Below are 13,926 nucleotides of genomic sequence, written 5' to 3' on the forward strand. Positions count from 1 at the left end.
ATTCCTCGGCCGCCGCGCGTTAGGATGCCAAGGCGGCCCTAGCCCCATCGCCACGCGTCCGGCCGAGTCCGGCGTGCAAAGCAGGCCGCCGCGCTGCGCGGTGGCGGTACCGAGCCGCCGCTCGTCCGCCGCGAACGATACCAAGCGAGCGAGTCATTCCGTCGGCTAAACGGCGATCGCGCTGAACGCATCGGCCGGGAGCGGTGGGCTGAACAGGTAGCCTTGCACAAGGGAGCACCCCATCTCGGCCAGCATGTCGCGCTCGGTCTGTTGCTCCACGCCCTCGCCGACCACACGCACGCCCAGCTCCGAACCGAGCCTGATCACGGCTTCGACGATCACGCGCTTGGCGGCGCTGTGGGGCAGCCCCGACACGAAGCTCCGGTCGATCTTGATCTCGGTGAGCGGAAACCGTTCGAGGTAGCGCAGGCTGGAATAGCCGGTCCCGAAATCGTCGATCGACAGCCCGATCCCGAGCTCGCGCAGCCCTTGAAAAATGCTCAGCATCTCGGACGAGTCCTCGGCGAGCAGGCTTTCGGTGAGTTCGAGGGTGAGACACGTCGGATCGACGCCGGTCTCGTCGATGACGCGGCGCGCGAACGCCACCATGTCGCGGTGGGTGAGCTCGATCGAAGACACGTTGAAAGAAAAGCAAACGGCCTCGGCGCGATTGCGGTTGAAGCCGGAGGCGAAGCGCGCGACCTCGCGCAGGCCCATGGCGCCGATGTCGAGGATCAGGCCGGTCTCCTCGGCCACCCCCATGAAACGGCCGGGCTGCTGCAGCCCGAACAGCGGATGCTCCCAGCGGATCAGCGCCTCGGCTCCCACAATCCTTCCGTTCGCGAGATTCACCTGCGGCTGGTAGTGGTAGACGAACTCGTCGGCGGAAAGCGCCCGCTGCAGCTCGGACGTCATTTTCAGCCGGTTGTGAGCTTGCACCTCCCGCTCGGCCACGAATTCGCAAGGTCGCCGAAGCGGAGTCGCCTTCGAATCCGCCAGCGCCGCTCCAGCCTGCCTTGCGAGAGTCATCGGGTCCGCTCCCGGCGATCCAGTGACGAATCCGATTCCGAAGCGGACCCTGAGGTCCGCACCCGGAAGCGCGAACCGCGAGCCGAGCGAGCGCGTCAGTCGCTCCAGGGTCTCCGCCACATCGGCATCGCTGCCGATGGCGAAGGCCAGCGCAAACTGATCATTTCCGACGCGCCCAACCAGCTCTGCCCCGAGCGTCTCAAGGCGCTGCGTCGTCGCGCGTAGCAGGGCGTCGCCGAGATCGTATCCATATCCGCCGTTGATCTCGTGAAATCGCGCTATGTCGAGCTTGACGAGCAGCACCCGGCTGGATGCTGGCCAACTCGACAGCTTCGCGACGAATCCGTCCCGGTTGAGGCATCCGGTGAGCTGGTCCGTATGCGTCATCTGCTCCAGCCTGGATGCTGTCGCCACCCCCTCCGACACGTCGCGGATGAAGCCGGCATAGTGGGTCGGCGCCCCTGCGGCGTCGACGATCGGAACGAGGTGAAGGTCGTTCCAGAACAGGCTTCCGTCCTTGCGGTAGTTGCGGAGCCGAACCTGGGCCGCCTCGCCGGTCTCCAGCGCCGCTCGGATGACGTCGATCTCGGGCTGCAGGCGATCGCTGCCTTGCAGGTAGCGGCAGTTCTTCCCGATCGCTTCCTTGCGCGAATAGCCGGTAATGGCCTCGAACGTGTTATTGACGTAGACGATCCGCGAATCGGCCGAGCGGATGTCGGCGACCAGGATACCCATCGGCGCGCCTTCCACGATCGCCGACGAGACGTTCTCCGGGAGCGTGGGTCTGTACGGGAGACCGAAGCGGGGCAGGAGCGGAAGCACAAGCGACTGGAGGGACAACGACTCGGCTCGATCTCGGAACGGCCGCTCCCGAGCGGACGTAGAGCGCTCCCCTCGGCAGCTGCCATTCTTTGAACTGCAGCCGCGACGGGAACAAGGTCGGTTCGGTTACAGATCGCGCCAAAGATCGACCGGTCTGGGACATTCAGTCGCTCGAGCGCGGGTTTGCGCCGAGCTTGAACCGCTCTCGATACTGCCGGAGCGATATGCCGAGCCGGCGCAGGAAGATGCGGCGGGCCGAGGCGGCCGTGCCCAGCCCGCTTCGCTTCGCCACCTGATCGAGGGGCAGAGACGTTTCCTCCAGTAGCTGTCGTGCCTTATCCATGCGCACCTGCTGGACGAACTCGGCTGGGCTTAGGCCGGTTTCGTTGCGGAACACGCGCGAGAAGTTGCGCGGGCTCATGGCGGCGCGGCTGGCGAGGGCAGAGAGACTCAGTTCTTCCTCCGGATGGTCGAGGATCCAGGTCTGGACGCGGGCAATCGGCGTCCCGGCCCGTGCCTGTGCCGCCAGGGGCGCACTGTATTGCGACTGTCCACCCGGCCGCTTCAGGTACATGACCATGTGACGGGCGACCGAAAGGGCGAGGTTGCGGCCGTGATCCTCCTCGACGAGCGCGAGCGCGAGGTCGATGCAAGCCGAGACACCGGCAGACGTGAAAAGCGGCCCGTTGCGGACGAAGATGCTGTCTGGATCGACCCGCGCCGACGGGAAGCGGGTTCTCAATTCGTCTGCGTATGCCCAATGCGTTGTGACGATGCGCCCGTCGATGAGACCGGCTGCACCGACCAGAAAGGCCCCGGTGCAGACGGCGCCGTATCGCCGTGCCGACTCACTGCGTCGCTGCAGCCAGGCGATCACCGCATCGGACGGCGTGCGGGGAACCCCATAGCTTCCCGCGACGATAAGCGTGTCCGCATCGGGCACCGGATCGGCGATTGATAGATCCGGCACGATCCGGAGCCCGGAAGAGCATCGGATGGTTTCTCGCCGCTCCGCCACGAGTGTCATTGAATAGAGCGTGGTGGAACCGGCCTGCGCGTTGGCTTCGTTGAACACGTCCATGACGCTGGCGATCTCCAGCGCGTGGACGTCCGTCGGAGCGAAGACGACGACGTTACGGGATGGCGTCGCGGCTGGCATGGCTAGCAGCTAAGGCCCGGATTGCCGATGCTCTTTCCGTCGCGATTAGGTCTCTGGCGGACCAACAGCGTACCCTCTGTTCAGCGTCGCCTCCCGCCTTTGAAGAACTCGCCGCCCGCGAGCCTTGGTCGCGGCGGCGTAGCTCCGAATCGATGAATTGCGCTCGAAAGCTGCCTGACAGCAAGCGACCAGGTAGTCCGGGGAACCTGCTTCGAGCCCGGCGACAGGGCCAAGAGGTCGAATTTCACGAGCGTACACGCTAACGCACGCGCACGCGTCGATCACACTGACTGACCGCCGGGCTATACCGCTACAATAGGCATTCTCTCCGTGTTGCGATATTAGGACAATCAGGCAGGTCACGCTACCGTGACCTCAGCCCGGACCGGCACGAACTTCCGCCAGCTTCTCTAGAGATTTCGCAGGTCAGCGTCGATGCGCGGGCCATTCGCGAACGTCTGCTGGTGCGCCGCCAGGTCCGGCAGGATATGGAGGAAGACATAGGCGGCAGCAACACCGCCGGCCGCCGAGAGCCAACGGCTCCGGGCACAACATTCAAGAAGGTCAGCCGCCCAACAAAGACATGAATGACTGCGAGGCAGAGTGCGAAGATTGCAGTCGTGGTCAGCATCGGACAGTAACCCATGCGCCGAGCAGTCGTTCCCCAGAGGCTCTGGGCGCCGCCGCAAGGAGGATTATGAATGCTGCAAGCTGGCGCTGAAGGTCCATTGCTGCGGACTGGAGACACTTGCTGGCGGATAGAGAGAGCTCGGCGCTTGGCTGTGATCGTTGACGCTGCCGACTATTTCGCCACGGTGCGTCGAGCCGTGCTGAAGGCTCGATACAGCGTTCTCTTCATCGGTTGGGATTTCGACACGCGCATCACGCTCGATCGTCCCGGCAACGGATCACCCACGCCGAACACCCTGGGCAAGTTCCTGAAGTGGGTCGTCAGGCAGCGGCCGGAGCTGCAGATTCATGTTCTGCGCTGGGATGTTGGGGCGCTGCACGCGTTGGGTCGCGGCAGCACTCCGCTGGTGATCCTCGACTGGATGATCGACAAGCGCATCCACTTCAAACTTGATGGAGCTCACCCGGCCGGCGCTGCGCACCACCAGAAGATAGTCGTGATAGACGATGCCTTGGCGTTCTGTGGCGGCATCGACATGACCGCCGACCGCTGGGACACGCGCGCCCATCTCGATGATGACCCGAACCGAGTGCGTCCGACCACGCATCGCCGCTACGGCCCATGGCATGATGTCTCGACAGCCGTCGACGGCGATGCCGCCCGTGCTCTGGGACAACTCGCTCGGGAACGCTGGAGATGTGCCACCGGGGAAGAGCTGGAGCCGCCCCCGCCGACCGGAAGCGCCTGGCCTGACGGGCTCGATCCTTCCTTTCGGGACGTCGATGTCGCGATTTCGCGAACGGCGCCGGAATATGGCGATCGACCAGCCGTCCACGAAATTGAGGCGCTTTACATGGCGGCCATCGCGGCGGCACGAAAGACGCTCTATATCGAGAGCCAGTACTTCGCCTCCCGCAAGATCGCCGAAGCCATGTCTCGGCGGCTCCGTGAATCGAACGGTCCGGAGATCATCGTCGTCAATCCCGAGACCGCGGACGGGTGGCTTGAGGAAGAGGTAATGGGCTCCTCACGCGCTCGGCTCTTGCGGCTCATTCGCGAGGCCGACCGACATCGGCGGTTTCGGCTCTATACGCCGGTCACCTCCGGTGGAGCGCCCATCTACGTCCACGCCAAGGTCATGGTAGTCGACGACCGGCTCCTCAGAGTCGGTTCCTCGAACCTCAACAACCGTTCTCTGGGCTTCGACACCGAGTGTGACCTCTCTGTCGAGGCTCTACCCGGCGCGCAGCGTGGGGTCGCTCTCTCGCGGTCGATCGTCGGGCTGCGCAACGACCTCCTCGCAGAGCATCTCGGCGTGCCGAACGCAGTGATCGAGGAGCAAATCCGGGCCGCAGGCGGTTCGGTGATCAGAGCCATCGAGGCCCTTCGGTCGGACGGCAAATCCCTCCGACCGTTCCAACCGCCAGCCCTCAACGATGTTGAGGCGACAGTCCTGGGAGAGAACCAGCTCCTCGACCCCGAGCGGCCTGCAAGTCGGTGGCGAAGCCTTCGGCGGGGGCTGCGCCGCGCTCTGTCAACGCTCCGCCCCAAGTGATGGCGGCAGGTAATTCCCGTCTGCGCTAGGCAGCCGCACACGCGGCTTCAGGCCGGCGCAGGAGGCTCGCTCGAAGAACTTCCGGAACACCGACGAGCGCGTCGCGTTGGGCCCCACTGCAGACGGAAAGGAGATAATGGATGGACGAAGATCGCGCCAAGGGGAAGACCAAGGACGTCGTCGGCACCGCAAAGGAGACGCTTGGCAAGGCGACCGGAAACAAGGAGACCGAGCGCAGCGGCAAGGCCGATCAGATAGAGGGCAAGGTTCAGAAGGGCGTCGGCGAAGCCAAGGATGCGCTCCGCGGAAAGAACTGAGGGACGATCATGCTCAAGTTCATTGGCGGCACGGTTGGCGTCATCTTTCTGATCGGCTTGCTGGTCGTCATCGGTCTGCTCGCTTTGATCTTTTGACCGCCTACCCCCGAGGGGACGCGTCCAGCCGGAGAAACACCCTCCGGGGCCCGGGCCCCTCAAGCTTTCGATAGCAGCCGATCAAGACTCTTGATCCTCGGCGCGAAGTATTCGATCGAAACGATCATGCCGGATGACGCGGCAGCTGGCTGGAGTTTCTCCTTCATGCCGGAACCACAGCCGTGTCCGGCTATCTTCTTGGCATAGGTCGTACCAGTCGCGACGAAACGCCGCGCGCCTGTTGAGGCTCATCCGCTGGTCTCTAGCCTTCTTGATCAGGAGGAGACGACCATGCGGAAAGACGGACTCGATCGGCGCGGCTTCCTGAAGGTCGGCCTCCTGGGTGGCTCTGCGGCGCTGGTGCCCGCGACGGCCGAGGCGAGGGAATACAACGGCGGCGGAATTCCGTGGCAGCCGGGCGAGGCGAGCCCGCCCACCCAAGCCCCCCTCGAGTCGCACCAGTTCTTCACCGTAGAGGAGCGCCGCTTCGTCACCGCCGCCGTCGACCGGCTCATCCCGCCGGACGACGAGTGGCCCGGCGCCTCCGACCTCGGGGTCGTGGACTTTCTCGACGACCAGCTCGCCGGCCGCTTCGGCCGCGGCGACCGGTGGTACATGCAGGGCCCCTGGCCGAAGGGCGAGGACACGCAGGGCTATCAGTCGCGCTTCGCCCCGGCGGGGCTCTATCGCAAGGCGATCCAGGCGATCGAGAGCCATTGCGGCAAGGCCTATGGCGGCCGGACCTTCGCGGAGCTGTCGGGGGACCAGCAGGACGAGGTTCTGACGGGCCTCGAGAAGGGTGACGTCGAGCTCGAGGGCGTCAGCGGCACGACGTTCTTCGACCTTTTCCTCCAGAACACGATCGAGGGCTTCTTCGGCGATCCCGTCCATGGCGGCAATCGCGGCATGGTCGCCTGGAAGATGATCGGCTTTCCCGGCGCTCGTTACGACTACCGGCCCTACGTGTCGCGCTACAACGAGAAGCTCGACCTCGAGCCCGTCTCGGTCGCCGGCATGACGGCGGCCAGCATCCCCGGCGGGAGGGGCTGAGCGTGATGGCGAAGAAGCTTCCCAAGGTGGACGTTCTTCTCGTCGGCTTCGGCTGGACCGGCGCGATCATGGCGCAGGAACTCACCGAGGCGGGGCTCGACGTGCTGGCCCTCGAACGCGGCGTGTGGCGGGACACCTCGACCGAGTTCGGCGTCACGAACGTTCAGGACGAGGTCCGCTATCGATACCGCAGCGAGCTCTTCGAGGAGCTGTCGCGCAACTCGCTCACCTTCCGTAACGACACGAGCCAGACGGCGCTGCCGATGCGCAAGCTCGGCTCCTTCCTGCCCGGCACCAATGTCGGCGGCTCGGGCGTCCACTGGAACGGCCAGACCTGGCGCTTCCTGCCGTCCGACTTCAAGGCGCGCTCGCACAACGAGGAGCGCTACGGCCCGCTGCCGGAGGACATGACGGTGCAGGACTGGGGCGTCACCTACGAGGAGCTCGAGCCGCACTACGACACGTTCGAGTATCTCTGCGGGATCTCCGGCCGGGCGGGCAACCTCAACGGCAAGATCCAGGACGGCGGCAACCCGTTCGAGGGCCCCCGCGCGCGGGACTACCCGAACCCGCCGATGGAGATGGTCTACGGCCCCACGCTCTTCGCCGACGCCGCGGCGGGGCTCGGCCACCATCCGTTCCCCGCCCCCTCGGCGAACATGAGCCAGGCCTACACGAACCCGCTCGGCGTCGGGCTCGCGCCGTGCAGCTATTGCGGCTTCTGCGAGAAGTTCGCCTGTGCCAACTATTCCAAGGCGACGGCGCAGACGACGCTGCTTCCGGTGCTGATGCAGAAGAAGAACTTCACGCTCCGCACCGAGTCGATGGTCCTGCGCGTGCTCAAGGACAAGGCCGGCGAGCGGGCGACGGGCGTCGAGTACGTCGACACGAACGGCGACACCTACGAGCAGCCGGCCGACATCGTGATCCTCTGCGCCTACATCAACCACAACGCCCACCTGATGCTCCTGTCGCAGATCGGGCAGCCCTACGACCCGCGCACCGGCGAGGGGACCGTCGGCAAGAACTACGCCTACCAGATCACGTCGGGCGTCACGCTGTTCTACGACGACAAGGTCTTCAATCCGTTCGTCGGCGCCGGGGCGCTCGGCATGGCGATCGACGACTTCAACGGCGACAATTTCGACCATTCCGGCCTCGGCTTCATCGGCGGCGGCTACATCGCCCAGTGGCAGACGAACGGCCGCCCGATCGAGTCACACCCGACGCCCGAGGGCACCCCGAAATGGGGCGCCAGGTGGAAGAAGGCCGTGCGCGACAGCTACCTCCACGCGATCGGCATCAGCACGCACGGCTCGGTGATGAGCCACCGCGGCAACTACCTCGATCTCGACCCGACCTACCGCGACGTCTACGGCCGGCCGATGCTGCGCATGACGTTCGACTTCACCGACAACGAGCACCGCATGTCGGACTACCTGACCGACCGCGCCGCCGAGATCGCCAAGGCGATGAACCCGCGGGAGATCAAGGTGAGCCGGCGCACCGGCCACTATTCGATCGTGCCCTACCAGACGACCCACAACACGGGCGGCACGATCATGGGGACGAACCCGCGCGAGAGCGTGCTCAACAAGTACCTGCAGAGCTGGGACCTGCCGAACCTCTTCGTGATGGGCGCCGGCGCCTTCCCGCAGAACGCCGGCTACAACCCGACGGGCACCGTCGGCGCGCTCGCCTATCATTCGGCCAAGGCGATTAGGGAGCAGTATCTCCGGTCGCCCGGCCCGCTCGTCCAGGCGTGAGGAGGCGCATGATGAAGATCGCTCTCCCCGTCCTGGCGGCCCTGCTCGCGCTGGCGGGCGGGACGACCGCGTCGCGCGCCGAGGACAACGACTGGTCCGTCATCCAGCGCGGCCTCTACCTGACGCGGGCCGGCGACTGCGCGGCGTGCCACACGGTCGAGGGCGGCAAGCCCTTCGCCGGCGGCTATCCGCTGAAGACGCCCTTCGGCACCGTCTACTCGGCGAACCTGACGCCCGACGGCGACACCGGCCTCGGCACCTGGGACGAGGGCGACTTCTACCGCGCCATGAACGCGGGCCGATCGAAGGACGGCTCGCGCCTCTACCCCGCGTTCCCCTACACCCACTTCACCTACGTGACGCGGGAGGACTCGGACGCGATCTTCTCCTACCTTCAGACGCTGCAGCCGGTCCGCAACCGCGTGTCGAAGCCCGATCTCGTCTGGCCGCTGAGCTGGCGTTTCCTGATGATCGGCTGGAACTGGCTCAACTTCGACGAGAAGAGCTTCGTCCCCGACGCCGGCAAGTCGCCGGCCTACAATCGCGGCAAATACCTGGTGGAGGGGCTCATGCATTGCGGCATGTGCCACTCGCCGAAGAACGTGATCGGCGCCGAGGAGGACGATCCGGGCGATCGCTTCGCCGGCGGGATGGCCGAAGGGTGGCTCGCGCCCCCGCTCGTCGGGGGCTCCCGCGAAGGCATCGGCGACTGGTCGGAGGACGACCTCGTCCAGTACCTCAAATACGGCCGCAACGGGCGCTCGATCGCCTTCGGCCCGATGGCCCAGGTGGTGAGCCTCTCCACGCAGCACATGACCGACGACGACCTGCAGGCTGTCGCGACCTACCTGAAGGACATCGCGATCCAGCAGCAGGACAGGGGGACGAAGGAGACGAAGCAGGCGGCGCAGATGTCCGACGACGTGAAGCACGTCGGCGCGCTCGTCTACGCGACGCAATGCTCGGCCTGCCACAGGGCCGACGGCAAGGGCGTGCCGAACATGCTGCCGCCGCTCGCCGACTCCTCCTTCGTGCAGGCCGACCATCCGCGGAGCGTCATCCGGCTGATCCTCGAGGGCGGCAAGGGCGTGGCGACGAGCAAGTTTCCCACGCCGCACAAGATGCCGGCCTTCGACTGGAAGCTCACCGACGACGAGGTCGCCGCCGTTGCGACCTACGTGCGCAACTCCTTCGGCAATGGAGCACCCGCAGTTTCTGCGGACGATGTCGAAGAGGTGCGCAAAGCGCAATGAGGTGCGGCGCGGCAAGCGCCACCCCGAACGCGTCGACCAGCCGGTCGGCGACCGCCTCCGCCGTTTCCCGATCGAGCGGCGCCGGGTCGGCCGCAAGTTCAGCGATCTTCCAGGCGAGCGGCTCGCGCGGCCGCGCGGGTGGACAAGCCTGCCTCGATCGCGTGCACCACCCTGAGCCGCAGATCCATCGCCAGCGCCCGACCCATCCCAGCCTCCCGAATCGCTCGGGAAAAGCGCATCACGCCGATCCTGACAGCCCATTACGACTCGGGGATAAGTGCACCTGCGCTAGCGGGAAGAGGTCCGGTATCGAGTCTCGCTCGGGTCACTGGTGCAGAGTTCTATTCGTGGCGGAAACCTGGCCGCCCGTGCCGTGCCGCTGCGGCTGACAGATCCGACACCAACAGAGACCGGCGCCGGTCGCAGGAGATAGTCGGCCGGGCAATCATCCGCTCGTCGATAGAGACGGGAGTTTATCCGCCGCGAGCGCTCGTCACTTCCCCCTCCACCCTGAATCCGTCCGCGCCTTCTTGGCATCCTTTGCTTCCCGCATCTGCGGATCGTCCGCGAGGTGCACGCGGTCACGGGGGCGCAGTATCGTCACCCGCTCCTCGTCGACCACGGACAGTCGCGGCTGGACAAGGAGCTTCAGGAGCTCCTTCATCCGCCCCTCTTCCTCCTCAAGCGTCAGCAGATGCTGGTACATTCGCCGCCTGTCTTTCGCACGGAGCGAACGGACCTCGGCGTGCTCGGAAGGCCATGGCAAGAAATTCCTCAACGGGGACATCGGCTTAACTTCCTCCACCCTGAAACGGCAGGATCAAGAACGCGACTGCGATCGCGGCGAGGGCGCAGAGGATGAGGCGCAACCCGAGGGTCCGGTCGCGTGCCGCCTGCTCGTTCGCCGCAAAATATCGACGGTAGATGATGTCGTAGGACCCGGCGAGCAGATCCTGCATCTGATCGGCGGTCTCGTCCTCATCAGAGGCTTCGGTGGACCTTCGGATGCTAGCCTCGGCATCCACCATTCCCTCCAGGTCCGGGGGGTCGATATAGATGAAGTTCCGCTCGACGCTGATTATAAGCAAGGCTGCGTAGAGGAGCGTCGCGACGCTGCAGATAGCGATGGCCGCGATAAGTATCCCTGGCACTGAGCCGAGATTGTCGACGTCATAGTGCGTCGCAAGGGTCGACAGGTCGAAGATTGAGAACGCGAAGGCGGCAACCGGCGTGGCTACACTGCTTCTGATGGCGTCGCGGCGATCTCGTTGCGTCTGGTAGAGATCGCGCATGGATTCGAAGCGAAGCTGTCTCGTGTCCATGATGCTTCTCCGGCTCGACCGCAGTCCAGATCGCAGCGCTGCTTGCCTCGCGACGCTCCTTGATCCTTCGAAGTTTCGGCGCGTATCGAGATGATCTTCAGGGGCAGCCGGAGATCGGCTCTGCGCCACGGCTTGCCATGTCCTACTCGCCCGCTGCGGGTTCGTGTTCCTTCGCCTCCTCGGCGGGTTGTTTGTCGGCGTCGGCAGGCGACTCGATTTGGAAGGCGACCTTGTCCTCCGTCGCGTCCCAACGCGCGACAACCTTGGCGCCTTCCACCACCTCGCCCGCCAGCATGGCGCGCGCGAGCTGGGTCTCGAGCTCGGTGCGGATCAGGCGCCTGAGCTCGCGGGCGCCGAACTCGGGGCGGTAGCCCTCGGACGCCACGTGATCCAGCAGCGAGTCGTCCAGCTCGAGCGCCACGCCCTGGGCGTGCGCGGTGCGTTTCACCCGCTCGAGCTGCAGCTCGACGATCGCACGGATCTCCTCCTTCGAGAGCGACTGGAAGACGATGATCTCATCGATCCGGTTGATGAACTCGGGCCGGAAGTGGGCGCGCACCACCTCCATGAGATCGGATTTCAGCTTGGCCGGGTCTTCCTGCGCCGTGCCACGCCGGGCGAGGTTGCGCTGGATGATGTCCGCGCCGAGGTTCGAGGTGGCGATGAGGATCGAGTTGGTGAAATCGACCACGCGCCCCTTGCCGTCGGTCAGCCGGCCGTCGTCGAAGACCTGCAGCAGTATGTTGTGTACGTCCCCATGCGCCTTCTCGATTTCGTCCAGCAGAAGGACGCTGTAGGGCCGCCGGCGCACCTTCTCGGTGAGCTGCCCGCCCTCCTCGTAGCCGACATAGCCCGGCGGCGCCCCGACTAGCCGCGCCACCGTATGCCGCTCGCGGTACTCGGACATGTCGATGCGGACCATCGCGTCCTCGTCGCCGTAGACGGTCTCGGCGAGCGCCTTGGCGAGCTCGGTCTTGCCGACGCCTGTCGGCCCCAGGAAGAGGAAGGTCGCGACCGGGCGGCGCCCCTCGCGCAGGCCTGCCCGGGCGAGCCGCACGGCGTCGGAGACTGCCTTGATCGCCTCCTCCTGGCCTACGATACGCTCGTGCAGCTTCTCTTCCATCTTCGCTAGACGCTCGCGTTCCTCGACGGTCAGCTCAGTCACCGGGATGCCGGTCAGCTTCGAGACCACCTGCGCGACGTGCTCGGCGCGCACCTCGGCCGAGCCGGTGGCGCGGTCGCGCTTCCAGGTCTCGGTCAGCGCGCCGAGCTCCTTCTCCTTCGCTCCGAGCTGCTCCTTCAGCTCAGAGGCCTTTGCGAAGTTCTTGCGCGAGGCGGCATAGTCCTGTTCGCGCTTGATCTGGTGCACCTCGGCCTCGAGCTCCTGCACGTCGGCCGGCCGGGCGGTGGCCGAGATCTTCACGCGCGCGGCCGCCTGGTCGATCAGGTCGATCGCCTTATCGGGCAGGAAGCGTCCGGTCACGTAGCGGTCCGAGAGCTCCGCCGCGGCGAGGATCGCCTCGTCGGTCAGCGTGACCTTGTGGTGCGCCTCGAGCGTGTCGCGCAGGCCGCGGAGGATCATGATGGTCTGGGCGACGGTCGGTTCGGGCACGAAGACGGGCTGGAAGCGTCGCTCCAGGGCCGCATCCTTCTCGATGTGCTTCTGGTACTCGTTCAGCGTGGTCGCGCCGATGAGGTTGAGCTCGCCCCGGGCCAGCGCCGGCTTGAAGGTGTTGGCGACATCGAGGCCGCCCTCGCCGCCCTGGCCCGCGCCGATGATGGTGTGCAGCTCGTCGATGAAGAGGATCATGTCGCCGCGGTTCTCGGTGACTTCCTTGAGCACCTGCTGGACGCGCTCCTCGAACTCGCCGCGATACTTCGCGCCGGCAACCATCGAGTTGATGTTGAGCTCGACGAGGCGCTTGTCGCGCAGTGCCTCGGGCACCTCGCCGGCGACGATCCGCTGGGCGAGGCCCTCAACGATGGCGGTCTTCCCGACGCCGGGCTCGCCGATCAGGACGGGGTTGTTCTTCTTGCGCCGGGCCAGCACCTCGATCGTCGTCTCGATTTCCCTGGCGCGGCCGATCACCGGGTCGAGCTTGCCCTCGCGCGCGAGCTTCGTCAGGTCGCGCGAATGCTTGTCGAGGTTCGGCGTGGCCGACGGCGCCTGGACCCGGCCCTCCTCGGCGCCGCGGCCGACGACCTTCGTCACCTGCTGGCGCAGTGCCTGCGGGCTGAGGCCGTAGCGCTTCAGGAGGTCGGCTGCCAGGCCCTCGCCTTCCTCGGCGAGGCCGATGAGCAGGTGCTCCGGGCCGACATAGCTATGGCCGAGGTCGTGCGAGGCCGCGAAGGCCCGGGCCAGCGCATCCTTGGCCCGGGGGCTGACACTGATCTCGGTCGTCTCCTCGGCCTTGGCGTCGCCGCGCCGTGCCTCGCTGTCGATCTGCCGCTTCAGGTCGTCCACCGAGATCTTGAACTGGGTGAGGATGGTCTGGACCACTTCGCTTTCGGTGAGGGCGAAGAGCAGGTGCTCGGTGTCGACCTCGCGCCGGCCGAGGTCGACGGCCTTTCTGCCGGCCTCCTGCAGGATCTTGTCGGCCTGCTCGCTCAGCCGCTCGGCCAGTCCCGCCGAGGCGCGCCGGCCGCTCCTGCGGGCAGGAACGCCCTCCGCGCCGTCGTCGCCTCGGGACACGCCCGGGGAGCTTTCGTCATCGAACGGGCTGTCGCCGAAGAAATCGTCGAACAGGCTGCCCCTTCGCTGGAAAAGCGACTCGAGAGGCGAGGCCGACCGGCCGCGGCTCCGCCGCGCGATCTGCTGGTAATGCTCGTCGCAGAGTTCCATCGCCTGCCGGCGTCCATTGCTGGTCACCTGCGCCCTGACTGTGGCGGGCCTGCCGCAGATGTCGCATCGTCCATCAGCCATTGT

At 66.0% G+C, this 13,926-nt stretch carries 11 protein-coding genes; 6 read left to right on the forward strand and 5 right to left on the reverse strand.

The window, feature by feature from the left end; translation table 11 throughout:
• Positions 1-165: 165 nt before the first annotated feature.
• Both E4O86_RS02525 and E4O86_RS02530 read right to left on the reverse strand, forming a co-directional pair.
• Positions 166-1,851, reverse strand: coding sequence for a putative bifunctional diguanylate cyclase/phosphodiesterase (locus E4O86_RS02525; protein ID WP_343039073.1), 1,686 nt, complete (start codon positions 1,849-1,851; stop codon positions 166-168).
• Between the two features lie 163 nt (positions 1,852-2,014).
• Positions 2,015-3,010, reverse strand: a complete 996-nt coding sequence (locus E4O86_RS02530) for a GlxA family transcriptional regulator (RefSeq protein WP_161138950.1) — start codon at positions 3,008-3,010, stop codon at positions 2,015-2,017.
• A 782-nt stretch (positions 3,011-3,792) separates the two neighbouring features.
• Between E4O86_RS02530 and E4O86_RS02535 the strand changes: the two genes are divergently transcribed.
• From E4O86_RS02535 to E4O86_RS02555, 6 genes are all read left to right on the forward strand, one after another.
• Positions 3,793-5,196: a phospholipase D-like domain-containing protein gene (locus E4O86_RS02535; RefSeq protein ID WP_343039074.1), complete on the forward strand. Its 1,404-nt coding sequence runs from the start codon at positions 3,793-3,795 to the stop codon at positions 5,194-5,196.
• 140 nt (positions 5,197-5,336) lie between these two features.
• Positions 5,337-5,513 carry a CsbD family protein gene (locus E4O86_RS02540; protein WP_161138952.1) on the forward strand — a complete coding sequence of 59 codons (177 nt, stop codon included), beginning with the start codon at positions 5,337-5,339 and terminating at the stop codon, positions 5,511-5,513.
• A 9-nt stretch (positions 5,514-5,522) separates the two neighbouring features.
• Positions 5,523-5,609, forward strand: a complete 87-nt coding sequence (locus E4O86_RS24070; RefSeq protein WP_152527856.1) for a small membrane protein YohP — start codon at positions 5,523-5,525, stop codon at positions 5,607-5,609.
• Between the two features lie 291 nt (positions 5,610-5,900).
• On the forward strand, positions 5,901-6,659 hold the full coding sequence (locus E4O86_RS02545) for a gluconate 2-dehydrogenase subunit 3 family protein (protein ID WP_161138953.1): 759 nt from the start codon (positions 5,901-5,903) through the stop codon (positions 6,657-6,659).
• Between the two features lie 5 nt (positions 6,660-6,664).
• Positions 6,665-8,425, forward strand: coding sequence for a GMC family oxidoreductase (locus tag E4O86_RS02550; RefSeq protein WP_161138954.1), 1,761 nt, complete (start codon positions 6,665-6,667; stop codon positions 8,423-8,425).
• Between the two features lie 11 nt (positions 8,426-8,436).
• Positions 8,437-9,678 carry a cytochrome c gene (locus tag E4O86_RS02555; RefSeq protein ID WP_205520647.1) on the forward strand — a complete coding sequence of 414 codons (1,242 nt, stop codon included), beginning with the start codon at positions 8,437-8,439 and terminating at the stop codon, positions 9,676-9,678.
• A 493-nt stretch (positions 9,679-10,171) separates the two neighbouring features.
• On the opposite strand, the gene E4O86_RS02560 is transcribed toward E4O86_RS02555, so the two are convergent.
• From E4O86_RS02560 to E4O86_RS02570, 3 genes are all read right to left on the reverse strand, one after another.
• On the reverse strand, positions 10,172-10,384 hold the full coding sequence (locus E4O86_RS02560; protein WP_161138956.1) for a hypothetical protein: 213 nt from the start codon (positions 10,382-10,384) through the stop codon (positions 10,172-10,174).
• Between the two features lie 85 nt (positions 10,385-10,469).
• Positions 10,470-11,000 carry a hypothetical protein gene (locus E4O86_RS02565; protein WP_161138957.1) on the reverse strand — a complete coding sequence of 177 codons (531 nt, stop codon included), beginning with the start codon at positions 10,998-11,000 and terminating at the stop codon, positions 10,470-10,472.
• 142 nt (positions 11,001-11,142) lie between these two features.
• Positions 11,143-13,923: an ATP-dependent Clp protease ATP-binding subunit gene (locus tag E4O86_RS02570; RefSeq protein WP_161138958.1), complete on the reverse strand. Its 2,781-nt coding sequence runs from the start codon at positions 13,921-13,923 to the stop codon at positions 11,143-11,145.
• Positions 13,924-13,926 lie beyond the last annotated feature (3 nt).

Source organism: Propylenella binzhouense, from assembly GCF_009866965.1.
GTDB lineage: Bacteria > Pseudomonadota > Alphaproteobacteria > Rhizobiales > Afifellaceae > Propylenella > Propylenella binzhouense.